Here is a 22,219-nt window from a genome sequence, read left to right as displayed (position 1 = left end):
TTGATTGTTTGGGGTATCTCCGATTTCCCGCCACCCAAAAGCGAGAGGGAAGGCTTGTTTGTTTTCATCATGCGGGAGGTAATCCGCATGTGTTTCAAGCTTGGTCGGACTGGTTAGGTTCATCTGTAGAAATCATAGCAGTAGAACTGCCAGGTCATGGAACACGATATAGGGAAAAACTAATTCCAACTGCTGAAGAGATAGCAACACAGGTAATTCCGCATATTCTCCCCTTTTTTGACGAACCCGTCTTTTTTTTAGGTCATAGCATGGGTGCTATTCTTGCTTTTGAGACAGTAAGACAATTGATTGCATTGAATGCAAAAGCCCATCATTTATATGTGATTGGTGCGTATCCTCCTTATGTCAAAAAAGAAATATTTACCCATCAATCAGACGATTCCTTTGTACAACAAATATACCAATTAGGTGGAATACCTGAAGGATTTTTCCAAGATCCAGATCTAAAAGCTTACTTGCTTCCGATTTTGCGTAATGATTTTCAGTTGACAGAACGATACAATAGAAAAGTTGAGCTTCCCTGCCCTTTGACTGTATATGCTGGAGATCATGATATTCCATCTATAAAAGATTTGATGAGATGGAAGGAAGTACAGCCAAAGTCCTTTACACTGAAAATATTTCAAGGGAATCACTTTTTCCTTCATCAAGAACATGAAGATTTCCACATCACATTAAAAAAATCTCTCCTCCAACAATTGAAGGAAGAGAGAAAGAAATATGCTTAAGTGAAGCGAAAATGCTAGAGACACTATTCTCTAGCATTTTTATTTATTACTATTAAATTAGATTTTTGAATGATTTATTTACTGCTTCAATTGTTTTCTTTATATCGTTTTCAGAATGGGCGGTGGTGAGGAACCAAGCTTCGTATTTAGAAGGTGCTAAGTAAATTCCTTCCTCTAGCATGAGTCGAAAGAAACGTCCGAACTGTTCACTATCGGATTTTTGTGCACTATCGTAATCGGTAACAGCCTGATCACTAAAATAAACGGTCAGTGCTCCATTTTGTCGGTTTAATTGGATCGTTCTGTTATATTTATTTGCTGCTTCCCATATCCCTTCTTCTAATTGTTTGCCCATTTCATTTAAACGCTCATATGTACCTTCTTTGGAGAGCTCTGTTAAACAAGCCATTCCCGCAGAGATAGAAAGAGGATTTCCAGCCATTGTCCCTGCTTGGTACATCGGGCCCATTGGTGCGACTTTTTCCATAATTTCTCTGCTACCACCATATGCACCGATCGGCAGGCCTCCACCGATAATTTTTCCTAAGGCAGTAAGATCTGGTTTCACTTGATATAGCGTTTGTACCCCGCCAAAATGAAAACGAAATGCAGTGATCACTTCATCATAAATAACGAGTGCTCCAGCTTGATGAGCCAGTTTGTTCACTTGCTCCAAAAACGATGGCTCAGGAGGAACGATGCCAAAGTTACCTACGAGAGGCTCGACTAACACACCGGCAACTTGGTCGCCCCAATGTTCTAGAGCTGCTTCTAATGCCTTAGGATCATTGAATGGTACCGTGATTACTTCCCCAGCAATACTAGCTGGGATACCTGCACTATCTGGTATGCCGAGAGTGGATGGACCAGATCCCGCTGCAACGAGAACTAGATCAGAATGCCCATGATAACAACCAGCAAATTTGATGATTTTATCTCTTCCTGTGTAAGCGCGAGCAAGACGAATTGTCGTCATGACGGCCTCTGTTCCGCTGTTTACGAAGCGAATTTGTTCCATGGAAGGGATCGCATCACGAATCATTTGCGCGAAGCGTACTTCTTTTTCTGTCGGTGTACCATATAAAATCCCCTGTTCTGCTACCTCTTGGATAGCACGAGTAACACTAGGATGTGCATGTCCAAGAATGATGGGACCAAATGCTGCTAAGTAATCGATATATTGGTTATCGTCTTCATCCCAAAAATAAGCTCCTTGGGCTTTTTTCATAAAGATCGGATATTCGCCACCAACCGCTCGAAAGGATCGGGATGGGCTGTTTACTCCCCCTACGATTACGTCTAATGCTTCTTGATATAGTGTTTGTGATGTTGTTGTTTTCATATGAAGTCTCCTTTCTACAACGGATATTATACCGTAGTTTGAGACGATAGTTTGTCCAATGTTTTTGTTAAGCTAGCCTGTAAGGAACAGATATAGGAGGATTCTTATGTTTACCTCTATAAGATTTTTGTATGATAAGGATGAATAGCATGTTTCATTTATACGAAAAAATGATAGAATATTCCCATAAAATCTATTAAAATATTTGTTTTTATGGTAAAATAAATTTGTTGCAGAATATTTCAAGGAGGGTTAAATAGCTTTCACAGTATTGGTAGTCCACTTCTGAATGGTAATTTTGAAAATAAAATGTGAATATTTTATATATTCATGTGAACGATTACATTGAAATGAAGAAGATGGTATATAGAGGAAGTCCACACCAAAACTGCTGATTTACAGCAGTTTTTCTTTTATATACTCTAACGAGGGAAAATCCAAAGTAACAAAAAATGGATACATTTTCAAAGCTGGAAAAGTACTGATTTCTAGCGAATTTAGAGATTATGTAGTTCTTTCTGTGTATTGTGAAAGCAAGCGTCCTTATGATATCCTAAACCTATTCATCAATTTCTCTTATTATTTTACAAATTATGCTGGTTAAGGAGGAGGTTGTAGCATGGCTTTCTTTAAAGTTGGCGATGTATATCGGCAAAAATATCTAATTGAGAGCGTTGTTCCCTTCTTTCAAGGCGAACTGGCAATTGCAGTATACGAAGACAAAAGATATTACTTACAATCAGCAAGTTTAAATAGACAAGCACCACTGCGAGCAATATCCCAGTATCGTAATCTGAAATTGCCACAAGTGATCCCATATTTAGACGTTTTTGACGAACCAGATATGTTAGTATTTATTCGACCATATGTAGAAATACGACCACTACGTGAAATCATCACCACACAAGAATTGTCCGAAGAGCAAGTAGTCAAATGGGTAAGGGGTCTCCTCCATGTGGATGCTGTCCTTCGGTCCAAACCAATGTCCATGTATCTCTTACTTGATTTAAGAAATATTGGAGTAGACAGCCAAAATGAATTGAAAGTCTTTTTCTGTGGTTTGGAGCAAATTATGGTTTATGAGTCCAAGTTGGACTGGGGAACGTTTATTTATAGTATGCTGTCTGGTCAATTTCTAGATGGTCCTATTTTGAAATTACCTCGAAATTTTAAAGTTTCTAGACCCATGGCTAGACTTATTCAAAAATCTTTTAAAGAATATACGGTTCCACCAGTATTGGAGCAAGTAGAGATTTTTGAAAACAAAAGTACGAGCGGAGGAATCTTGAGTAAATTTTGGGGTGAAAAAAAAGAAGAAAATAATGAGCTTATCGTTCCAAATGCAAAACAAAAACAAGAATCCATGATATCTATAAGTAATAGACCTACCTATCGCGCGGAACAAAATTCTGGGACAATGATTCATCAAGAAAGTGGATCAACAACTACTGTATTTACGGATAATCAAAATGAAGAAGACATCGAACAACCTAGTATAGTTGTCCAAGAAAGGGGTAGCTTGGTGAAAGAAGATGAGACAAAAGACATAACGAAATCACAAAATAAGCAGCAAGAACAACAAGAGTCTTCTATAACTACTGTGTTTAAAGAAGATGCAAATGAAAACAGTGAAATAGAAATAAACGTTACAAGTCTTGAGGCGACTTCTCATACAGAATGGTTATTTGAAGATGAACCACTCGTTGGGGCAAAAGATCAAGCCTATGATAAAAATGAAAACAGTAAAGTTGTAGTTCAGCCAAAAGTATCTGAGTCTCCTCATACAGAAAATACAGACTTAAATTCGCCTGTGCAAGAAACTGTATTCTCAGAGGAACCGATGGAAATATTACAACAAAACATGGAACCAAAATTGGAAGAAGCTGCACAGGAAAAGCCCGATGAAGAACCAAAATCAGATGAAAATTTAGAAGCAGAAGAAGCAAAAGAGGAATCAGTTAAAAAAGAATCAGTGGGAACACATCCTGATTCAAATCAAACAACAGTGAAGGTTTCACCAGCATTGGCTCAATTAGAAGGACAAGATTTGTCTCAATCTTTTGTGCTGAAATTAAATAAACAACAAGAAGAGTTAGAAAAAGAACAGGAAGAACGCTTACGGAAGATGCGGGAAGAATATGAGCGTCGGGAAAGGGAACTCATTGAACAGCATCGGAAGAAATTAGAAGAAGAGCAGAGGCGTTTGTTGGAGGAACAACGCAAAAAACTAGAACAACAGCAAGAAGAGCTTCTCAAGTTAAAGCGAGAAGAACTAGCTAGAATGGAAGAAGAGGCTCGACTTGCCAAAGAAAGAAAAGAGAAAGAAGAACGCCGCAAAGCAAAACTCGCAGTAGCACGAAAACAGTTTGAAGAAAAGCAAAAAATGGTATTGGAACAGGAAGAACAAGCTTTCCAAAAGCGCCAAGAGGAATTGCTGGCCAGGCTCCATGCTGAGTATGAACAGCAGAAAACAATCTTACTTCAGAAGCAGGAAGAAGAATATCAGGCTCGAACGAAAGCTAAATTGGCTGAATTGACGGCAGAATGGGAACAAGTAGAGGCCTCCACCGATGGAGAGATTTCGAACGAAGTTAAGTTTGAGCCAATAACCACCCAAGTAACAGAAGAATCAGAAAAGGATCAAGAAGATATACCTCTAACTGTTTTTGGAGATTTAGCTACAACGACAATTTCAGTAGATGAAGTCAAATCCTCAGATGCCAGCTCACTTGAAATAGAAACGAAGCCTGTAGTTTCAGAGGTAGAACCAATATCACAAGAAGAAGACCAAGAAATCGAAAATGTATTTGCCGAAGTTATACCTGCTAAAGAGCCAGAGCCTATCAAAGAAACCAAAAAACAAATGAAATCAAATGAACAGACCGAATCAGTCAAAGAAACAGAATCAAAAACGAGGCAAGCAGACAATAAACAGGAAACACCAGTGAAAGATGAGACAAAAACCGAAGCAGTATTTGGAAAACCGGAAAAAGTAGAATCGAAACAAGAGGCACAAAATCCCATTCAAACTGAAGAAACAGCAGGTAAAGTAGAAGAGACTACAGATGAAACAGAAGATTCACAGGAAGCATCTGATGAAGAAGCACCGAAGAAAAAACGCCGACGCAGAAGACGGAGAAGAAAAAAGAAATCTACAGAAGGAGAAGGAACATCAACAGAAGAAGTGGCGGCAACCGCAACTTCTGATACTACCATTGAAGTGCAAAACGCCCCTAAAGAAGCGAAAAGCAACACAAAAGAAACCGATCCGTTGGAAGCAGAGAGACGCAGACGTGAGCTAGAGTTACAGCAGATGGAACGTGAACTATTGGAGATGGAACAACAAGAGAAACAGAACAAACCAAAAGTTCAAAAACAAGAACCAGCAAAAGTTCAAAAACAAGAACCGATAAAGGAAAATAAGGTAGAAGAAATCCCTCCAAAGAAAGAGGAGAAAAAGGAAACCACGCAAGCTCCTGTAGTTGCAAAGAAACCAGAAGTTCCGGTGGTGAAAGATACTACAGAGCATGCAACACTTGCCAAACAGTTTGAACAGTATTTACAATTATTTAAAAGGAAGAAATAGGAGGCCTTGTCCTCCTATTTTCCTTGATGACGAAATATTTGAGCACTCTATTTTTTATGCAATCATGCTAAAGGTCCAGTAAATCGGGCTATTTTGAAAGGAGTATTATTTGTTGTGTTTAATTGGATATCCAGCGTTGGCATAGGCGCAGCTAAAGTTGATACACAACTGGAAAGAAACCAGTATTCTCCCGGAGATCTTGCAAAGGGGGAAGTAGTCATCAAAGGAGGCCTTGGTACTCAATTATTTGATCAAATAGAACTACATCTCATTTTCGAGTATCGAGAAGAAGGAAGCAAAAAAAAGAAAGCCTACATAGCAGAAGTTTTCCAGTTGTCAGGTCCCATTGAGATTGCCGAACATGAAGTCAGAAGAATCCCTTTTCAATTGACATTACCCGATACAATACCGATGTCTACTGGACATTTCCCTACTTATCTTCGAACGTATTTGGATGCTAAGTTTGCCATTGATCCAAAAGATGAAGATAGAATTACGATTTTACCGGCAAAATTGGTACAACATATATTAAAAGTAATAGAAGACGCTGGTTTTATCCTTTATCAGATAGATAATCTAGAGCTGATAGAAAAGCCAAAAAAAGGATGTCCATTTATGCAAATTTTTATTTTCCGTCCTACTGGTTCTAATCATGGAATGATCGATGAGTTTTCCGTGGTATTCACACATTCTACCACCTCCTTTAAAATGGAGATGGAAATCCTTAGAGCACAGCAAGCCCTGCAAAGTACATTTGAATGGAATCATCGTGATCCTGAAGGTACTTTTCGCATAAATGGTGAAGCAGCAGAAGGAAATCCGTTTGAAAAACTTCGATCACTTTTAAGAAGAAAGTAGGCGTTATGAATATGAATTTATTTCGAAAATCGCTGACTACGTTTGGAGTCGGCTCTGCAAAAGTGGATACAAGATTAGAGAAGTCTACGTACATGCAAGGTGAAATCGTTAAAGGTAAAGTATATGTTTTAGGTGGACAAGCAGAACAATTTGTAGATGAAATTTATTTATTCTTGAATATCCAGTATGAACTCGACGGAAGTCAATCTGAATATATGGTGGAAAAAGTCTTAATTACCGAACCATTTACGATTGGCCCAAAAGAAGAAAGACAGTTTGAGTTTGAGTTTCAATTACCATATGACTGTCCTGTTTCTATCTCTGGAGCACCTATTTTTCTTCGTACAGGACTTGATATCAAGCTAGCTCGTGATCCACAAGATATAGATGGAATTGAAGTTCTTCCTCATCCTTATATTGATATGATTTTAGAAGCGATCGAAGCTAATAATTTTCGTCTGTCCAAAGTAACTTTTGATTTTGAACATCATTTTTCCCGTCATCCCTTTGTACAAATGTACTGTTGTGAACCTGTCTCTGGAGTAGAATTTGATTTGGATAGCGCCTCTTTCGTCTTTTTTGCTCATCAGAATGAAGTAGAAGTAATTATGCACTTAGATAAAAAAGGAGACGATATTTTCAGTTCGATGGAAGAAGCACTTAAACTCGATGAGAGATTAGGAAGGTTTACTATTTTGTTAAATGATATTCATCAAGGAAAACAACATTTGATAAATCGAGTGAAAACAGAAATGGAAAAGGCACTCCAATAAAAAATCCATCCCGCTTAGGATGGATTTTTAGTTGCGCTTGACACGGGTGATAACTTGGTGGTGAAAGTCTGCTTGAGAGTTTTGGATAAATTGGAATAGGGTATATAGTGTTCTGGGAGGTTACATCTATGATCAAAGGCCTGTATGAAGCCCATTTACCTGTTCGTGACTTGAAGAAATCGATTGACTTTTATCAAAACTTAGGATTAGAATTAGCTTCCACTACGGAGAGCTACGCTTTTTTTTGGATTGAAAAGGGCAAGAGCTGGTTAGGTTTATGGGAAGGAGAGCAAGTTGATCTGCCTTATCACGTATCTATTCGTCATGTGGCATTTCAGGTCGATTCTGACGATTTAGATCAGGCGAAAGAATGGTTGAAAGAACGAGGAGTTGAAGTAAATGAGTTTTTTGGGTTTTCTCCTGACCGACAACCACTTATTTTGCCTAATAATCCTCAAGTCCATGCAGCGATCTACTTTGAAGACCCTGACGGAAATTTATTAGAATTTATCTCTCCTTTGCGCATCGATGTAAAGGAAGAACTACCCATGATGGAGCTCCATGAATGGAAAAAAAGAGATAAATCATAAGCTTAAAAAAAATAATTGGAATAGATGATTCTACCTATTGATAAAAATAACACCTGATGGACAATTGACATCGGGTGTTAATTTACAAATGAAAAGCTCTTGTGCAGGTTCAATTTTGTATTTTTTGTGGAAATACATTTGCAGAATGGTGAAATGTACTTTACAATAGTAAGTGATCTGATGTTCGTCTTTTTAAAAGGCGGACGTTTTTATGTGGAGGAAACAGAAATGAATGCGATTGAAGCAGAAAAATTGACAAAAGAATTTCAAATCTATCAAAGTCGAAAAGGTCTAACAGGGGCTTTCCGGGATTTGTTCAACCGCAACTATCGGACAATCCGTGCTGTAAATGAAGTAAATATAAGCATCCCTCAGGGAGAGATGGTTGGATATATAGGAGAAAATGGTGCTGGTAAATCTACGACCATCAAAATGTTAACGGGAATTTTACAGCCTACTTCTGGTGAGCTGAAGGTAAACGGTTTTGATCCTCATAATCAACGGGAAGAGTTCGTCAAAACAATTGGGGTTGTATTTGGTCAACGAAGTCAGTTGTGGTGGGATATTGCAGTTCAAGAATCTTTTACACTGCTGCAAAAAGTATATCGTGTAGACAATCAAAAATTGCTTGATCGAATGATTGAAGTGCTAAATATCGGAGAACTGCTCGATCAACCTGTTCGTAAACTCAGTCTTGGTCAACGGATGCGTTGTGAATTAGTCGCTTCCCTTATTCATCAGCCTTCTTTGTTATTTCTAGATGAGCCAACGATTGGATTAGATGTATTGGTAAAAGAAAATATTCGGCAATTTTTAAGAGAAATGAACAAAGAATTTGGAACGACTATCTTGTTAACTACGCATGACTTAACCGATATTGAAGCATTATGCAGTAGAGTGATTATGTTAGATAAAGGAAATATCATCTACGATGGTGGATTGACGAAGTTAAAACAAGAGTGGGGAGAAGGAAAAAAGATTCACTTAGAATTGGATCAAGAAATTTCTCTGGAGCATCTTGGTCAATTGACAGAAGCACTGCCAGTTACATGGAGCAAAAATGAAGCAAACACAAAACTGTTCACTGCTTCCCTGCAAGGAAATTCAGTCACCGCTTCAGAAGTATTGTCTCTATTAGTAACTTCGGGTGTCCCTATCCATGAAATGCAGATTCAAGAAGTTTCTACCGAAGAAATCGTGCGGAAGATTTATCAGGAGGGGTAAGACTTGCTGGCTATGTACAAAGAGGTAATCCGCATCCGATTTCTTATGATGTTGGCTTACCGAGTAAACTATTATAGTGGGATTATCATTTACAGTATTAACATTGGGGCGTATGTATTTTTATGGCATGCTGTTTACGGTGGAAAACCAAGCATACAAGGATTCACTGCTATTCAAATGGCAACTTATATTGCGATCTCTTGGATGGCACGTGCTTTTTATTATAATAATCTGGATCGGGAAATTGCAGAAGAAATACGAGATGGTTCTGTTGCTATACAAATTATTCGACCCTACAGCTATTTGATGGTAAAAGTTTTTCAAGGTTTTGGAGAAGGTTTATTTCGTTTATTTCTCTTTAGTATTCCGGGGATGATCATCGTTTCTTTCATTTACCCGATTCAACTTACGACCAATCCACTAGTATGGACACAGTTTTTAATTAGTCTATTGTTTGGGTTTATTGTTAACGTAGAGGTGAATTTGATTGTGGGGTTATTTGCTTTCTTCATATTAAACAATCAAGGAATACTTTGGGCAAAAAGATTTTTGGTAGATTTATTATCTGGGTTAATCATTCCGATTTCTTTCTTTCCAGCTGTACTGCAAAAAATATTTGCCTTTCTGCCATTCCAAGCGATCAGCTATATTCCAAGCAATACTCTGGTAAAAGGACTGAGTATTCATCAATGGCTGCCCGCTATTGGAGTTCAGTTTGTTTGGACAATCATTTTAGCTTTGATCTGCTGGGGATTTTGGTCGAAAGCACGCAAAACGTTAATTGTGCAAGGTGGTTGAGATGGTACAATTTCAAATATTTTGGGAATATGTAAAACAGTATATGAAGGCAAGGCTTGCCTATCGTCTTGATTTGGTCGTGAAGTTTCTTACCGATCTAATCTCTCAATCCTTTAACTTGATCTTTATCATAGTTGTTTTCGGTCATACGAAACAACTGGGCGGATGGAATCAAGCAGAAGTAGTATTTATTTATGGTTATTTTTTATTGCCATGGGCGATATTTGGGACATTTTTCAACCTTTGGAGTTTTAATGACCGCTACATTATCAAAGGTGAACTAGATCGAGTACTGACTCGTCCTGTACATAGTCTCTTGCAGATTATTATGGAATCGATGACACCGGAATCCCTCATTGGCGTGGTCACGGGCCTGGCTGTAATGGGTTATGGTGCTTCGCAGCTTAATCTGGACTGGGCTTGGTATGATTCCATTCTGATGATTTTGTTCACCTTAGGAGGAGTACTCGTTTATGGTGGAATCTTTATTGCCTTGACTAGTATCAGTCTATATACGGACTCCAAAACAGATATTCAACCGATTGTCTTTAATGTGAGCAATTATGGTCGATATCCAGTAAACATTTATAGTCGGTTCGTACAGTTTGTTTTGACATGGATACTTCCATTTGCCTTTGTTGGTTTTTATCCAGCAAGCTTTCTGCTAGATAGAGGAGATTGGCGTTTTTATGCCTACATTACCCCTGTGGTGGGTCTTGTGTATTTTTCCATTGCTGTTTTGCTTTGGAATCGTGGAATACGTCATTATCGGGGAGCGGGGAATTAACCTGCTCTTTTTTTTGTCCAAAATCGACAGAAACTCCTTCTTCATTCACGATCTTTTCGGCCAGTTCTGTCATATTTTCTCCATCTCCGTTAAGACTCATGCCGAGGTTTAACATACCACTTAAGGTTTCAATATTGAGTTCTTGAATCTTATACACCATTTTATCAATGTGTATAGGTTTAAGTTCTTCAATTTGCTTCCGCAAAGATTTATTTTCCTCGCGAATTTTTTCTATTTCTTGTCTGAGATACTCAAAGTAATGCCAGTAAGGGTCATACATATTATTGCCCTCCATTTATTGTAAGCATTTCTTTTAGTATATGGGGTGACCATCTCATCTCATGACGCATAAACTAGGCTAACGACAGAAAAGAGGGGGTTTTTGCATTGACAAAAAAGAGCTTTGCTGAGATTCATGAACTTGCCAGGGCATTCCTTGGAGAAGATTTTTTTCAAGAAATGGGTAATATTACAGCGGCTTCTTCCCCCTCACAGCCAGCGGCAGATGTGTATCAATCACGAAATGAAGTCATTGTGGTGGTAAATCTACCGGGAATGGAAAATATACACACCATTGATATCTCGATAGAAGATACAAATCTTAAGTTAAAAGGAGCATTTGAATCTCCTTATCAAGCATATGAAGCAACACTGATGGAGCGAAAACGGGGGGTATTTGAGCGGGAAATACCCTTAGGAGTAAAGGTGCAACCTAAATATGAATCAGCACGATATAAAAAAGGAGTCTTAGAGCTACGCTATCGAAAACAAGTCTAATGATCAAAGGAGGAGGAGACGGTGGGAACGATAAACAACATTTTTAACTTACGCATCAATAGTGTATCCAGCACCGCCTCCGTGAACTTTGGTAACACGATCAACGTAGGATCAGAGAGTAATTCCAAGTCAGTCGGGGGATCTTCTCCAGTTGGCGACTTTTCTAGAAATGCGGATTTTGAGCGTAATATAAATATTGATCCAGATTTAATTGACCAAGGAAGGTCAGGTTTAATCTGATGATTAAAGTAAAAGTAGGATGTATTAACATAAATTTAATCGATGGTGCTGCTTCCTTTAATATTGGCACAGCAATCAACATGCAAAATACAGCCTACCGAGTAGTACAGCCAAGGCAACCAGGGGGAGTGCCGCAATTGCCAGAGGGCCCGCTTGTTCCAGAAAGACCAATACCACCCATTGAACCAGAGCCGCCACAAAGGCCTGTTTTACCAGAAGGACCGCTGATACCAGAGAGACCAAGGAGACCGAGACCTGTTAGACCTTTTCGACCAACCCCGCATCCACGTCCAAGGCGTTAAGGTCAACAAATAATATTGGTGATGACCAACTAGCACACAAAAATCGCTTAATTCCTTTTTTTAAGCGATTTTTGTGTTATTTTATATTTAGTAAAACCAGTGAAAATACGGCCCTGTATATTATTTGGAAAGAGTTGTTTTAGTTGAATAAAAATGAAAAAGAATATGGATATTTTATATATATTGGATTGTTCATTATGTCATTAATCTTGGTCAAGATATATGGTTTGAAGGACCCAGTTTCAAGTTATATCCTGAGTTTAACTAGTATTTGGGGCAGTTTTACTGCTTATATTATAGATAGCATTTTTTTAAAAAAATCAATCCATAAATTAGGTCTTATTTTTCTCGCTTTGTTTTGTATCACAGCAACTATTTATGTATCATAACATCAAAGGCAAAGGTGTTAAGGTAAAATTCAAAGTACTACGAAAACAGACCACAGATGTTTGATCAGTGGTCTGTGAAAGAACTAAAAGTTTTTTGGTTTGTAATTATATACGGTTGCTTTTGCGTTACATTTTTTTGAATTATCATCACCCCAAGGGTAAGGGCTTTTATCAGCGCAATATAGTTTAAGCTTATATTGACCGTTTACTCCTTTGATGATATATTTTTTCGTTCCCTTATCTTGTTGTCCTTTGATAATCGCGCCATCGGAAAATTTGACAAATTTATTGGTTTTTGCATCTTTAATATAGTAAGCGACATTAAATTTATTGTAATTTTCAACGACCACATAAAGCTTATAATTGGAATTTGCAGAAATTGCTTTTGTCCAATGAAGGTTTCGTTTTCCTTTGATATAAGTGGAGACTTTTTGGTTCCCAACATGATTCGTCGCAAATGAATTGGCTTCAAAGGTAAATACAAACACGAAGGCTAAAACAGCAATCATAGAAGACATCCAAAGTTTTTTCATATATTTACTCCTTTTATGTGATACTTGAATAGTAACATTAGTACAGTTGTATACACTAGATAAGAGATTTAATATTCACAAACTTATAATGATCATTATGATAAATCAATATTTAGTGTATAGTTTCAAAAAACTGAGTAGATTGGTATTATTAGAGGAGATGAAGAAATTGCTGACATCGTTGGCAAGACCAAAGCGAACTGCCGGCAAATATTTCATCGAGCGAAACGCAGTCTCAGTGTAACATTTGAGCCAGATCATTTGGATAACTTAGATCGAAAGAAAACGACCAACTTGGTGGAGCAATTTATGAATGCTCTTTCCTCAGGTGACGCGACTCAAATCATGAAATTCTTATCAGCTGTTGCAGTACTCTTTGCAGATGGGGGAGGCAAAGTTAGGGCACGACTGCAACCTCTTTTTGGTCATATACCGATTTTTTCCGGCATGGCAGCCAATTTTAAAAATTTGCCTGCTAGTGTGAATTACCGTATAACCATAGTAAATGGCCTGCCTGGAATTGTCTTATATACCAATAAAAAAACGATACCGTCATTTCTTTCCAGGTTATAGATGATCGCATTGTTAATCTGTACATTGTTGCAAACCCGGATAAATTGACACATGTTCATTTATAAAAAAGCAGAAACGGAAGGTTGATTCCACATGATAGGAACAGAGAGTAAAAAACAAGAAATTTTAAAAGCTTATCAGTTTAGACATGCTTGCAAGGCATTTGATGCCAACAAAAAGATTTCGGATGAAGACTTTTACTTTATTCTCGAGACAGGAAGGTTATCACCGAGCTCCGTAGGCCTTGAGCCATGGCGATTTGTGGTTGTTCAAGATCCGAGACTTCGTGAAACATTAAAGCCCGTCTGCGGTGGGGCCCAAGGGCAACTCCCTACAGCTAGCCATTTTGTAGTTATATTGGCTAGAAAAGATTTAAAACATGATTCGGCACATGTATTGAAAATGATGAAAGAAGTTCAACATATGCCTGATGAAGTAGTGCAAGTTCTTTCTGGTTTTTATAAATCCTTCATCGAAACAGAACTCGAAGATAATGACCGGCTTATTTTTGAATGGGCAAGCAAACAAACGTATATAGCATTGGGAAATATGATGACAGCCGCGGCTCAAATAGGTATTGATTCTTGTCCGATCGAAGGTTTTGATAAAAAGCAGGTGACCGCTATTTTACAAAAGGAAGGTGTCATAAAAGACAACGATTTCGGCGTAGCCTGTATGGTCGCTTTCGGATATCGGCAAGATGATCCCAAACGGCCAAAAGCGAGACAAACTCTCGAGGAGATTGTGGAATGGCGATAAACTTTAGATGATATTTCTCTATATCACAAATGGGTGGTTTAGAGGGGGTTGCTAACAAGCAACTCTTTTTTTGTTTTCGTGCGACAAGGGGACGGTTCTCGTGTCGCACATGTTCTTCAATTAGAGTCAACAAAGTTAAAAGCGTGCCGCCCGTGGAACCGTAGGTATGTATTCCTCCAGTCACCACGGGCGGTGTTATCCCTTATGACACCTTTTTACCTTGATCCTTGGCGCTGCTCGTTTCCTTCTTGTTTCTTTTTCCATCTTGGTAGGATCGGAAGGAAATCAACGCACAATTGGAGAGGTTGAATGTTGTGAGACCAGCGTACACCCCATTTTGCCAATGGGAAGTGACTAGACCAAAGTACACACCAGCACTGACATCCAACAGGAAGAGTGCGGAAAAGATGAGAAACAGGTTCTTGCGGTGAATATAATTATCGCAACTGTTGGGCTGAATAATTAAAAAATAACAATGGCAGCATATCATTCTCTGCGATCGATATGAGTTTCATAGAAGCCAAGAGTTCATTAACATGGATGAGATCATTCAAGAATTAACTCAATCAAAGGCTATAAAAGAAACAATACCTACCATTCCATCAGAGTAAGCATTAGGGAACAACTCCTGAATCGTTCCAATTTACGGAGTTGATTCTTAATGTACTTTTTCGGGGGTTGGGTAAAAATAGCCATGTTTTTACTAAATTAAAGAAGGTGATTTATATATTTCGTGGAAAATAATTACATGTAGTACCATACTAAGTCCTAGATGAGGGGGTGTATGGTTTGGTAGTCTTAATAGCTGGAGTTCTCGTTGTACTTTGTTAATCGACATTTGGAATACAATAGCTTATATGGATGTTGACAAAAGGGTTTAGGAGTATTTCTCTTAAACCTTTTTGTGCGACAAGGGGACGGTTCTAGTTGTCGCATGTTTTCTATTTATGAAAGGTAAATTGTGTTAAGATATATTATGAGGTGATAGGATATGCCTAGATATCGTAGGGAAAAAAGCGAGTCAGGAGTTTATCACATCATGGTTAGAGGGATAGATCGAATGTCTATCTTTCAAGAAGAAGAGGATTATAAACAGTACCTAGAAACATTATTGAGGTTTAAGAAGTCTAATAATTATGAACTCTGTGCCTATTGTTTGATGAGCAATCATGTTCATTTGCTTATTAAAGAAGTAGATGAAACGATTGAGCGTCTCATGAAACGGCTTGGAGTAAGTTATGTCTATTATTTTAATAGAAAATACAATCGAGTGGGACATCTATTCCAAGATCGGTACAAAAGTGAGAGTATAGATACAGAACAATATTTACTGGAATGCTGCAGGTATATTCACAATAATCCAGTAAAGGCCGGTTTAGTCAAACTTCCAGAAGAATATCTTTGGAGTAGTTATATGCATTATCAAAGGAAAACAGACAAAGACCTCTTGATGAATACCAATTTAATACTTGATCATTTTTCTGCGAACCGTACCGAAGCAATTTTGAAGTTGAAAGAATTCACGGAGAGTAGAAATCAGGATAAATATTTGGATTATGAAGATGATAATCAATTGAGATTAGGGGAAAGTCAAAAAGTAATAAATGAAATCTTAGAGAAGCATAGTATCAGTCTAGAAGATTTAAGGGTAACAAAGGATGTATGGAGAAGAAACGCAATCCTACAAGAGATTAAATCAAATTCTAATGCTTCTGTCAGGGAAATCTCCCGTCTGTTGGAAATTAGCAAAGATATAGTTTTTCGAGCTTAACAGTGCGACAATGAGAACCGTCCCCACTGTCGCGTTTTCGAGGAGGAGTAACAATGGAACCCAAATATACTTTTAACAACATAGCGAGAGATTATGACAGATATAGACCTGATTATCCTAAACAGTTGTTCCTCGATATCCTAGAATACTCCTCGTTAAAACAAAGTGATTCAATACTTGAAATTGGTTGTGGCACAGGTAAAGCTACTTCTGGATTTGTAGATTTAGGGTACGTTAATATAACATGTATTGAACTAAGTAGTCAGCTCGCTGATGTTACTCGTGAAAAATTTATACATACCTAATATTAAAGTTATTAATTCACCTTTTGAAGTTTGGCAAAGCGATAATACTGGTTATGATTTAGCTATTTCTGCAACAGCTTTTCATTTTATCCAACCCCAAATCGGATATCGGAAAGTATTCGATTTGCTCCGTAATCGAGGCTCTATTGCGTTTTTTTGGACTGAACATGTCCCATTGTTTGATACGAGAAGTTTATAAAATATATGCACCCAGTATAGATGATTCAAAACCAACAGTCGAAGAAATAATTATAAGATCTGAGAAAATTATGAAGGATAATTTGTTTGAAGATTTACATGTAAAAAAATATAAATGGATTGATACCTACAATGCAGATGAATATATCTCATTGTTAAACACATACTCGCATCACAGAATGCTCCCAGAAAAAGTAAGGAAGCAATTGTTCGATGGTACCAAGAATGCTATTGAACAAAACGGAGGGATAGTATATAAGTCGCAAGTAGTCACCCTATTTCTAGCAAGAAAAAAATAATAATTTAATCATTTCAAATTCGAAGACCAAACAAGTATTACCATTAGAAACAAATGAATGCTAAATTGCATGAGAAAGGACCTCAGAGCGGAGAGGTCCTTTTTTTAAACCTTACATACAACTGGGAAACATTCCGGTGGAAATACCAATGCGATTCCATGAGTTGATGGTATTAATCGCCAGAATCAAATCTAGGTATTCTTTTTCATTAAAGTGTTTTCTTACGTTCTCGTATATTTGGTCCGGTACTCCTTCGATTGATATGTTGGTAACAGCTTCCGTTAATGCAAGGACAGCCTTTTCTTTGTCCGTGAATAATAGTGATTCTCTCCAAATCGGAATATGGATAAGGCGATTTATCTCTTCGCCTCTATCCAGGAAAGCTTTGGAATGTGAATCTACACAATAGGAACAGCCATTAATCTGCGACGCTCTTATCTTGATCATTTCGTACAATGTCCGGTCAATTCCTGTCTTTAACACCGTTTTCTCCATTTGTAACATCAGTTCATATAATTGTGGATTCACTTCGCGATGATTCAAACGCAATTTCATGATAGACACCTCCAGTGATGGATTCAAAAATAGATATCATAGATAATATGTATCTATAATAATCCTGTTTTAGTCTTTCGTCAAATGATTTAGAGTAAATCCATAATGCATTGTAGGATAGAGGGTATGCTATCAGATATAGCACAGGTTCTGTCAAAATGATAAAATAATATGATGCATGTTTTGGAGGTGTTTGCTTTGATCAATGAGGGTGATATTGCACCAGACTTTACATTGCTCTCCAGTAATGGAACGGAGGTCTCTCTGTCCGATTTTCGTGGGAAGAATGTAGTTTTATATTTCTATCCAAAGGACAACACACCAGGATGTACCACTGAAGCGTGTGATTTTCGAGATGCCTATGACAAATTTAGCAGTTTGAATGCTGTTATTATTGGAGTAAGTAGAGATTCAGAAGCATCCCATCGTAAATTTGTTGATAAATATGACTTGCCATTTTTACTGCTTAGTGACACAAAAGAAACCGTCTGTAAACAATATGATGTCTTAAAAGAAAAAAAGATGTTTGGTAAAACAGGAGTAGGAATTGAACGATCTACCTTTATCATTGATAAAGATGGGAAAGTAGTTAAGATTTACCGAAAAGTGAAAGTGAAAGATCATGTGGAAGAGGCACTTTCTTTTATCAAAGAAAATCTTCGCTAGATAAAAAAGAGAGGAAGAGAACGGATGGGGAGCCATACTGAACCCATTATGACGGAATATTATAATTTCTATGCCAATAATCCGACTGATATGGATCAAGATATTCATTACTATGTAGAACTGGCAAAACAAACTGGTGGTCCTGTAATCGAGTTAGGCTGCGGCACAGGCAGAATGAGTATTGCTATTGCCAAAGAAGGAATAGAAGTAGTTGGTGTCGATTTTAGCGCAGAGAAATTAGCGGTCGCAAAGCAGAAATCTGATGATCTTGGTTTATCCCATCGGATAAAATGGGTGGAATCGAGCATCACAAATTTCCAGCTTCCAGAGACCTTTCCTTTGATTATTATGCCTGATCGATCTTTTTTGCAATTGATCAATATTCGTGATCAACTTAGTGCGTTAAAAGCGATTCGCCGTCATTTGGAAGAGGGTGGATTGTTTGCGTTCCATGCTTTTGTTCCTCATATGCGAAAGCTGATCGATATGGAAGGAAAGTATACGTTTAGAGGTAGTTTTCCAAGCGGAAATGATGAGATGGAAGTCTATGATTTTACAGAACTCGATACATTTAATCAGATTGCCAATATAACAAGATATATCGAACGTTTTAACTCGCGAGGAAAATCAGTCAGTCGAACAAAGTCAAAAATTCGTCTTCGCTATATTTTTCCTGCTGAGTTAAGTCATTTGCTGGCTGTATGTGGTTTTAAGATAGAAAATCGATATGGTTCTTTTTATCGTGCACCATTTGATGCAAATAGCGAGGAATTAATTGTAGAGGCAGTTAAGTTAGCTAGGAGGTAGGGGAAATGCGAGTTTCAGCAAAAAAAATACTCGATATTTTAGCAGATATGTACCCAGATGCGCATTGTGAACTCGAATTTAAAACGCCATTTCAGTTGCTTATTGCTACCATCCTATCTGCACAATCTACTGATGTACAAGTGAATAAAGTGACTAAAGGTCTGTTTGAGAAATACCCTACAGCTGAAGCGATGCTTCAATTAACAGAAGATGAATTAGCAAATGAAATTCGAATGTTAGGTTTGTTTCGCAATAAGAGCAAAAACATTCACCAGACTTGTCGTATTTTGGTGGAAGAATATAATGGCCAAGTTCCGATGGAACGAGATGCATTAGAGAAATTACCAGGAGTTGGGAGGAAGACTGCGAGTGTTGTTTTAAGCAATGCATTTGGGATACCAGCTCTTGCAGTCGATACACATGTACAGAGGGTGTCCAACCGGCTGGCTTTAGTAAAAAGTGAGACTCCTATTGAAACGGAAAAACAACTAACGAAAAAAATTCCAAAGAAAAAATGGTTGGATACACATCATCAATTAATTTGGCATGGCAGGAGACTTTGCATGGCTCGGAAGCCGAAATGCTCCATGTGTGACCTTCTTCCTTATTGCAAATATGGGCAAGCCAACATTGACAAGGTTATAAGTAAGTAGTTATTCTTAAGTTAGAATTATTTTCGTAAATGAGGTGAAATAAATGGCTAACGGCCGCTTGATGGAGGCAGTGGAAACTTTAAAAGTACAGGGAGTTCGCATGACCCCTCAAAGGCATGCCATTTTAAATTATTTATTGTCCAGTATTCAACATCCAACGGCAGATGAAATATATAAATCTTTATCTGATAACTTCCCCAATATGAGTGTTGCCACTGTGTACAATAATTTAAGATTGTTTCGTGAAGCTGGTTTGGTCAGAGAGCTGACATATGGAGATGCTTCCAGCAGATTTGATGCGAATATGGATGACCACTATCATGTCATTTGTCATTACTGCGGTCATATTACTGACTTTGATTATCCTGTCTTATCTGAAGTAGAAAAGTCTGCTAGTGAGATGACTGGATATGAAGTAAATACACATCGCCTTGAAATTTATGGGAGATGTCCAAACTGTCAAAAATCATTACACGAAAAAAAAGAAGAGCGCATGTCCTAAGACAGTGGCTCTTCTTTTTTTGTTTCAGGTGCATCTTTTGGATCAACCGATAAAATTGCTTTGCAATGCATGCATTGATCTCTCTTACCAAGGACTTTTGTATCTTTTCCGCATTCTGGACAGGTGACTCTAAGAGACTGCGTGGACAAAATTCCAACCCAAAAGTAAATCCCCACACTCCCCAGAACGAAAATCATTCCAAAAGCAATGAACAATGCCATCCAACTTGGAACTAGAAAGCCAATATACATAACACCTACTCCGATGAAAATAAGGAGCAGGGCAAAAGTACGTATTTTGTTTAGTTTGCCTGATAATAACACTGGAAGAGCCTCCCCTCCAAGGACTTATTGTATCACAGGAGAAAATATTTCATAAAGATAAGGCGTATGATTCTTTTCTATAGTATACTGAGAATAGTTCTCAACGAAGGGTATGAAGGTGAATCAAAGTAAGCACAGGAAAGCGAAGCATGGGAAGCATCGGCGAAAGCCTCCGTACGAAGGTGTATGGAACAAGACGAAGTGGTCCTTTTTGACGAGTCTGTCAACTGTCTTGGGTGACTTCGTCAATATGGCGTTTCTTGCGCACTTGGGGACAGCAGCAATTTCCGGTGTGGCAGCAACTGCCATTATCAACTTTTTCTTTGTCAGTATTGACAAGAATGGTTTGAAAGCTGTGACAGGTCGATTGGTTGGGCAGTCTACCAGTGACAAATTGGCCAATCTTCCACCTTATCTCCAACGAGTAAAGGAAAAGGCAAAAGGGAATCGAGGGGAGGTACTGGTAAAACATATTACTTATAACTCTCTCTTCTCTAGCCTGTTGTTGGGTCTGATGGTTGGAAGCTTGGCGATTGCGTTTCCAATTCAGATTTTGGAATGGGGTGGTGCAGAGCATACAGTGGCTGTGTACGGAGCACCTTATTTTCAAATCATTATGGGGTGCGTAGTCTTCAATTCCATCGCAAATGGTCTCGCCAGTACGCTCAATGGTCTCAAAGAAACAAAACGTGTGACGGTTGCAGCAGTTTGCATGTTCTTCACCCAAGTTACACTCGGATTTCTGGCCGTTCACGTTTTCGATTTCGGTTTGAAGGGTGTGGCGTGGGCCAATGTCACGGCGAATGTGGTACAAGTCGTTATCCTCACTCGAATGCTTTACCATAAAGGCTTTTCCAGTCGAGTATCCAAACTCTTGCCCGATTGGCGATTCTTGTGGGGTACATGCAAAGAAGCTTGGCCGCTGATGTTTGAAAAGCTGAGTTTCCAAGCGTGCATTGCATCTTTGTGGCATGTTCTCCAACACCATGGAATGGAAGTGATGGCATCGCAGCGAATCGCGAACCAAATTACTCTCGTTCCGTTGGCGCTCTTCACCGGGTTGTATCCTGTGATCACTCCCTTTGTTTCGGAATACTTTGGGAACAAGGATTACAAGTCCATCCGGTCTTTCACAACAGGTGTACTGCTAGTAGGCACGCTATGTTGTGGTAGTGTGCTTATGGTGACCTACTTTGTTGGTCCATGGGTGACAACACTGCTCTTTACCGATGACAAGAGCCTAGTAGAGATGACACAGATGTGGCTCCTGTTCTTGGTGTTTACCCATATGTCTAATACCGCACTCCAGATCGTGACTTACTCCCTAAAGGCTGTAGGCTCGAATAAGATCATTTCGATCAGTAGCCTTGTGAGTAATGGGACTTGGGGTATTTCCCTCTATATGTGGGGATCAACCGGTAATCTGATGTTGGTCTCTTCCTTCCAAGTAGTAGCAACACTGATGAAACTCATCGTTCTGGGTTGGTTTTTCTATACCCAAAGGTGGGTTCCTAAGCCGAAGATTGGAAAGATCGTCTGGTTCGACGTTAAACTTCTACAAGAAAAATAAATGTAGAATATCAAGCACCCCATTTTTCTATGTAGATGGGGTGCAGAACATTTTATTGGAATAAAACAGATAGATTTAGGAAAAACTTTTTTTAAAAAAGTGTTGACTTATGTAAGTTGTCCATGCTATATTATTTCTTGTCGCCGCGACAGTAGCGGAGAGACAACAAAAAGAAGTTGTTCCTTGAAAACTGAAGAGTGAGATCACAAACCTGTTAATTTTTTAAAAGCTAGCAATGAGCAATCAAGCTTTTCTATCATGGAGAGTTTGATCCTGGCTCAGGACGAACG

General features: G+C 38.4%; 28 protein-coding genes. 23 read left to right on the top strand and 5 right to left on the bottom strand.

Going from position 1 to position 22,219, the window contains the following annotated elements; genetic code table 11:
* The first annotated feature begins 8 nt into the window (after positions 1-8).
* Positions 9-749, top strand: coding sequence for a thioesterase II family protein (locus tag MK805_RS16795; RefSeq protein WP_255724731.1), 741 nt, complete (start codon positions 9-11; stop codon positions 747-749).
* Between the two features lie 52 nt (positions 750-801).
* Here the strand turns inward: MK805_RS16795 and MK805_RS16790 are convergent, their stop codons facing one another.
* Positions 802-2,091 carry a glutamate-1-semialdehyde 2,1-aminomutase gene (locus MK805_RS16790; protein ID WP_240877072.1) on the bottom strand — a complete coding sequence of 430 codons (1,290 nt, stop codon included), beginning with the start codon at positions 2,089-2,091 and terminating at the stop codon, positions 802-804.
* A 619-nt stretch (positions 2,092-2,710) separates the two neighbouring features.
* Between MK805_RS16790 and MK805_RS16785 the strand changes: the two genes are divergently transcribed.
* From MK805_RS16785 to MK805_RS16755, 7 genes are all read left to right on the top strand, one after another.
* The gene (locus MK805_RS16785; protein ID WP_240877071.1) at positions 2,711-5,677 is read left to right on the top strand and encodes a hypothetical protein; all 2,967 of its coding nucleotides are present in this window, start codon (positions 2,711-2,713) and stop codon (positions 5,675-5,677) included.
* A gap of 114 nt (positions 5,678-5,791) precedes the next feature.
* Positions 5,792-6,535 (top strand): sporulation protein, encoded by a 744-nt coding sequence (locus MK805_RS16780; RefSeq protein ID WP_240877070.1) that lies wholly within the window; start codon positions 5,792-5,794, stop codon positions 6,533-6,535.
* 11 nt (positions 6,536-6,546) lie between these two features.
* Positions 6,547-7,308, top strand: a complete 762-nt coding sequence (locus tag MK805_RS16775; protein WP_240877069.1) for a sporulation protein — start codon at positions 6,547-6,549, stop codon at positions 7,306-7,308.
* Positions 7,309-7,436: 128 nt separating this feature from the next.
* On the top strand, positions 7,437-7,898 hold the full coding sequence (locus MK805_RS16770; RefSeq protein ID WP_240877068.1) for a VOC family protein: 462 nt from the start codon (positions 7,437-7,439) through the stop codon (positions 7,896-7,898).
* A gap of 228 nt (positions 7,899-8,126) precedes the next feature.
* Positions 8,127-9,122, top strand: a complete 996-nt coding sequence (locus tag MK805_RS16765; protein ID WP_240877121.1) for an ABC transporter ATP-binding protein — start codon at positions 8,127-8,129, stop codon at positions 9,120-9,122.
* A 6-nt stretch (positions 9,123-9,128) separates the two neighbouring features.
* Positions 9,129-9,920: an ABC transporter permease gene (locus MK805_RS16760; RefSeq protein WP_240877120.1), complete on the top strand. Its 792-nt coding sequence runs from the start codon at positions 9,129-9,131 to the stop codon at positions 9,918-9,920.
* Between the two features lies 1 nt (position 9,921).
* Positions 9,922-10,707, top strand: coding sequence for an ABC transporter permease (locus MK805_RS16755; protein ID WP_240877067.1), 786 nt, complete (start codon positions 9,922-9,924; stop codon positions 10,705-10,707).
* On the opposite strand, the gene gerPC is transcribed toward MK805_RS16755, so the two are convergent.
* A complete protein-coding gene (gene gerPC, locus MK805_RS16750; RefSeq protein WP_240877066.1) occupies positions 10,619-10,987 on the bottom strand; it encodes a spore germination protein GerPC in 369 nt (122 codons plus the stop codon). The genes MK805_RS16755 and gerPC overlap by 89 nt on opposite strands.
* 107 nt (positions 10,988-11,094) lie before the next feature.
* On the opposite strand from gerPC, the gene MK805_RS16745 reads away from it, so the two are divergent.
* The 3 genes from MK805_RS16745 to MK805_RS16735 are packed head-to-tail and all read left to right on the top strand — an operon-like array spanning position 11,095 to position 12,026.
* Positions 11,095-11,484: an Hsp20/alpha crystallin family protein gene (locus tag MK805_RS16745; protein WP_240877065.1), complete on the top strand. Its 390-nt coding sequence runs from the start codon at positions 11,095-11,097 to the stop codon at positions 11,482-11,484.
* A 21-nt stretch (positions 11,485-11,505) separates the two neighbouring features.
* Positions 11,506-11,724, top strand: coding sequence for a spore germination protein (locus tag MK805_RS16740; RefSeq protein WP_240877064.1), 219 nt, complete (start codon positions 11,506-11,508; stop codon positions 11,722-11,724).
* Positions 11,724-12,026 carry a hypothetical protein gene (locus MK805_RS16735; RefSeq protein ID WP_240877063.1) on the top strand — a complete coding sequence of 101 codons (303 nt, stop codon included), beginning with the start codon at positions 11,724-11,726 and terminating at the stop codon, positions 12,024-12,026. Before MK805_RS16740 ends, MK805_RS16735 begins: the two co-directional genes overlap by 1 nt.
* Before the next feature lie 472 nt (positions 12,027-12,498).
* Here MK805_RS16735 and MK805_RS16730 read toward each other — a convergent pair whose 3' ends face one another.
* Positions 12,499-12,948, bottom strand: coding sequence for a hypothetical protein (locus MK805_RS16730; protein ID WP_240877062.1), 450 nt, complete (start codon positions 12,946-12,948; stop codon positions 12,499-12,501).
* Between the two features lie 97 nt (positions 12,949-13,045).
* On the opposite strand from MK805_RS16730, the gene MK805_RS16725 reads away from it, so the two are divergent.
* From MK805_RS16725 to MK805_RS16695, 7 genes are all read left to right on the top strand, one after another.
* On the top strand, positions 13,046-13,192 hold the full coding sequence (locus MK805_RS16725; protein WP_240877061.1) for a hypothetical protein: 147 nt from the start codon (positions 13,046-13,048) through the stop codon (positions 13,190-13,192).
* 50 nt (positions 13,193-13,242) lie between these two features.
* Positions 13,243-13,521, top strand: coding sequence for a sigma-70 family RNA polymerase sigma factor family protein (locus tag MK805_RS16720; RefSeq protein ID WP_240877060.1), 279 nt, complete (start codon positions 13,243-13,245; stop codon positions 13,519-13,521).
* Between the two features lie 93 nt (positions 13,522-13,614).
* Positions 13,615-14,280, top strand: a complete 666-nt coding sequence (locus tag MK805_RS16715; RefSeq protein ID WP_240877059.1) for an NAD(P)H-dependent oxidoreductase — start codon at positions 13,615-13,617, stop codon at positions 14,278-14,280.
* Between the two features lie 991 nt (positions 14,281-15,271).
* Entirely contained in the window at positions 15,272-16,051 is a 780-nt protein-coding gene (locus MK805_RS16710; protein WP_240877058.1) for an REP-associated tyrosine transposase, read from the top strand.
* 53 nt (positions 16,052-16,104) lie between these two features.
* Positions 16,105-16,356 (top strand): rRNA adenine N-6-methyltransferase family protein, encoded by a 252-nt coding sequence (locus tag MK805_RS16705; RefSeq protein WP_240877057.1) that lies wholly within the window; start codon positions 16,105-16,107, stop codon positions 16,354-16,356.
* The gene (locus MK805_RS16700) at positions 16,334-16,555 is read left to right on the top strand and encodes a hypothetical protein (protein ID WP_240877056.1); all 222 of its coding nucleotides are present in this window, start codon (positions 16,334-16,336) and stop codon (positions 16,553-16,555) included. Before MK805_RS16705 ends, MK805_RS16700 begins: the two co-directional genes overlap by 23 nt.
* Positions 16,556-16,625: 70 nt before the next feature.
* On the top strand, positions 16,626-16,853 hold the full coding sequence (locus MK805_RS16695; RefSeq protein WP_240877055.1) for a hypothetical protein: 228 nt from the start codon (positions 16,626-16,628) through the stop codon (positions 16,851-16,853).
* 111 nt (positions 16,854-16,964) lie between these two features.
* Here MK805_RS16695 and MK805_RS16690 read toward each other — a convergent pair whose 3' ends face one another.
* Positions 16,965-17,408, bottom strand: a complete 444-nt coding sequence (locus MK805_RS16690) for a carboxymuconolactone decarboxylase family protein (RefSeq protein WP_240877054.1) — start codon at positions 17,406-17,408, stop codon at positions 16,965-16,967.
* Positions 17,409-17,609: 201 nt separating this feature from the next.
* Between MK805_RS16690 and bcp the strand changes: the two genes are divergently transcribed.
* From bcp to perR, 4 genes are read left to right on the top strand one after another with little or no spacing between them, the layout of a single operon-like run.
* Positions 17,610-18,074 (top strand): thioredoxin-dependent thiol peroxidase, encoded by a 465-nt coding sequence (bcp, locus tag MK805_RS16685; RefSeq protein WP_240877119.1) that lies wholly within the window; start codon positions 17,610-17,612, stop codon positions 18,072-18,074.
* Between the two features lie 48 nt (positions 18,075-18,122).
* Complete coding sequence (locus MK805_RS16680; protein WP_240877053.1) at positions 18,123-18,881, top strand: class I SAM-dependent methyltransferase; 759 nt, start codon at positions 18,123-18,125, stop codon at positions 18,879-18,881.
* A 5-nt stretch (positions 18,882-18,886) separates the two neighbouring features.
* Positions 18,887-19,534: an endonuclease III gene (nth, locus tag MK805_RS16675; protein ID WP_240877052.1), complete on the top strand. Its 648-nt coding sequence runs from the start codon at positions 18,887-18,889 to the stop codon at positions 19,532-19,534.
* A 43-nt stretch (positions 19,535-19,577) separates the two neighbouring features.
* Complete coding sequence (gene perR, locus MK805_RS16670; RefSeq protein ID WP_240877051.1) at positions 19,578-20,036, top strand: peroxide-responsive transcriptional repressor PerR; 459 nt, start codon at positions 19,578-19,580, stop codon at positions 20,034-20,036.
* Here the strand turns inward: perR and MK805_RS16665 are convergent.
* Complete coding sequence (locus MK805_RS16665; RefSeq protein ID WP_240877050.1) at positions 20,033-20,359, bottom strand: YgzB family protein; 327 nt, start codon at positions 20,357-20,359, stop codon at positions 20,033-20,035. The two genes, perR and MK805_RS16665, sit on opposite strands and share 4 nt — an antisense overlap.
* Before the next feature lie 118 nt (positions 20,360-20,477).
* Between MK805_RS16665 and MK805_RS16660 the strand changes: the two genes are divergently transcribed.
* The gene (locus MK805_RS16660) at positions 20,478-21,929 is read left to right on the top strand and encodes an MATE family efflux transporter (RefSeq protein ID WP_240877049.1); all 1,452 of its coding nucleotides are present in this window, start codon (positions 20,478-20,480) and stop codon (positions 21,927-21,929) included.
* Positions 21,930-22,219: the final 290 nt, after the last annotated feature.

Source organism: Shimazuella soli (assembly GCF_022511585.1).
GTDB lineage: Bacteria > Bacillota > Bacilli > Thermoactinomycetales > Thermoactinomycetaceae > Shimazuella > Shimazuella soli.
The sequence above is the reverse complement of the archived record's forward strand: the minus strand, read 5'-3'. Positions and strand labels throughout refer to the sequence as shown.

Excerpts from the sequence above, each read along its gene's own strand:
- MK805_RS16790 (WP_240877072.1), bottom strand. The coding sequence starts at position 2,091 with ATGAAAACAACAACATCACAAACACTATATCAAGAAGCATTAGACGTA.
- MK805_RS16785 (WP_240877071.1), top strand. The coding sequence starts at position 2,711 with ATGGCTTTCTTTAAAGTTGGCGATGTATATCGGCAAAAATATCTAATT.
- MK805_RS16775 (WP_240877069.1), top strand. The coding sequence starts at position 6,547 with ATGAATTTATTTCGAAAATCGCTGACTACGTTTGGAGTCGGCTCTGCA.
- MK805_RS16770 (WP_240877068.1), top strand. The coding sequence starts at position 7,437 with ATGATCAAAGGCCTGTATGAAGCCCATTTACCTGTTCGTGACTTGAAG.
- MK805_RS16765 (WP_240877121.1), top strand. The coding sequence starts at position 8,127 with ATGAATGCGATTGAAGCAGAAAAATTGACAAAAGAATTTCAAATCTAT.
- MK805_RS16755 (WP_240877067.1), top strand. The coding sequence starts at position 9,922 with ATGGTACAATTTCAAATATTTTGGGAATATGTAAAACAGTATATGAAG.
- gerPC (WP_240877066.1), bottom strand. The coding sequence starts at position 10,987 with ATGTATGACCCTTACTGGCATTACTTTGAGTATCTCAGACAAGAAATA.
- MK805_RS16735 (WP_240877063.1), top strand. The coding sequence starts at position 11,724 with ATGATTAAAGTAAAAGTAGGATGTATTAACATAAATTTAATCGATGGT.
- MK805_RS16730 (WP_240877062.1), bottom strand. The coding sequence starts at position 12,948 with ATGAAAAAACTTTGGATGTCTTCTATGATTGCTGTTTTAGCCTTCGTG.
- MK805_RS16725 (WP_240877061.1), top strand. The coding sequence starts at position 13,046 with ATGATAAATCAATATTTAGTGTATAGTTTCAAAAAACTGAGTAGATTG.
- MK805_RS16715 (WP_240877059.1), top strand. The coding sequence starts at position 13,615 with ATGATAGGAACAGAGAGTAAAAAACAAGAAATTTTAAAAGCTTATCAG.
- MK805_RS16710 (WP_240877058.1), top strand. The coding sequence starts at position 15,272 with ATGCCTAGATATCGTAGGGAAAAAAGCGAGTCAGGAGTTTATCACATC.
- MK805_RS16705 (WP_240877057.1), top strand. The coding sequence starts at position 16,105 with ATGGAACCCAAATATACTTTTAACAACATAGCGAGAGATTATGACAGA.
- MK805_RS16695 (WP_240877055.1), top strand. The coding sequence starts at position 16,626 with ATGAAGGATAATTTGTTTGAAGATTTACATGTAAAAAAATATAAATGG.
- MK805_RS16690 (WP_240877054.1), bottom strand. The coding sequence starts at position 17,408 with ATGAAATTGCGTTTGAATCATCGCGAAGTGAATCCACAATTATATGAA.
- MK805_RS16680 (WP_240877053.1), top strand. The coding sequence starts at position 18,123 with ATGACGGAATATTATAATTTCTATGCCAATAATCCGACTGATATGGAT.
- nth (WP_240877052.1), top strand. The coding sequence starts at position 18,887 with ATGCGAGTTTCAGCAAAAAAAATACTCGATATTTTAGCAGATATGTAC.
- perR (WP_240877051.1), top strand. The coding sequence starts at position 19,578 with ATGGCTAACGGCCGCTTGATGGAGGCAGTGGAAACTTTAAAAGTACAG.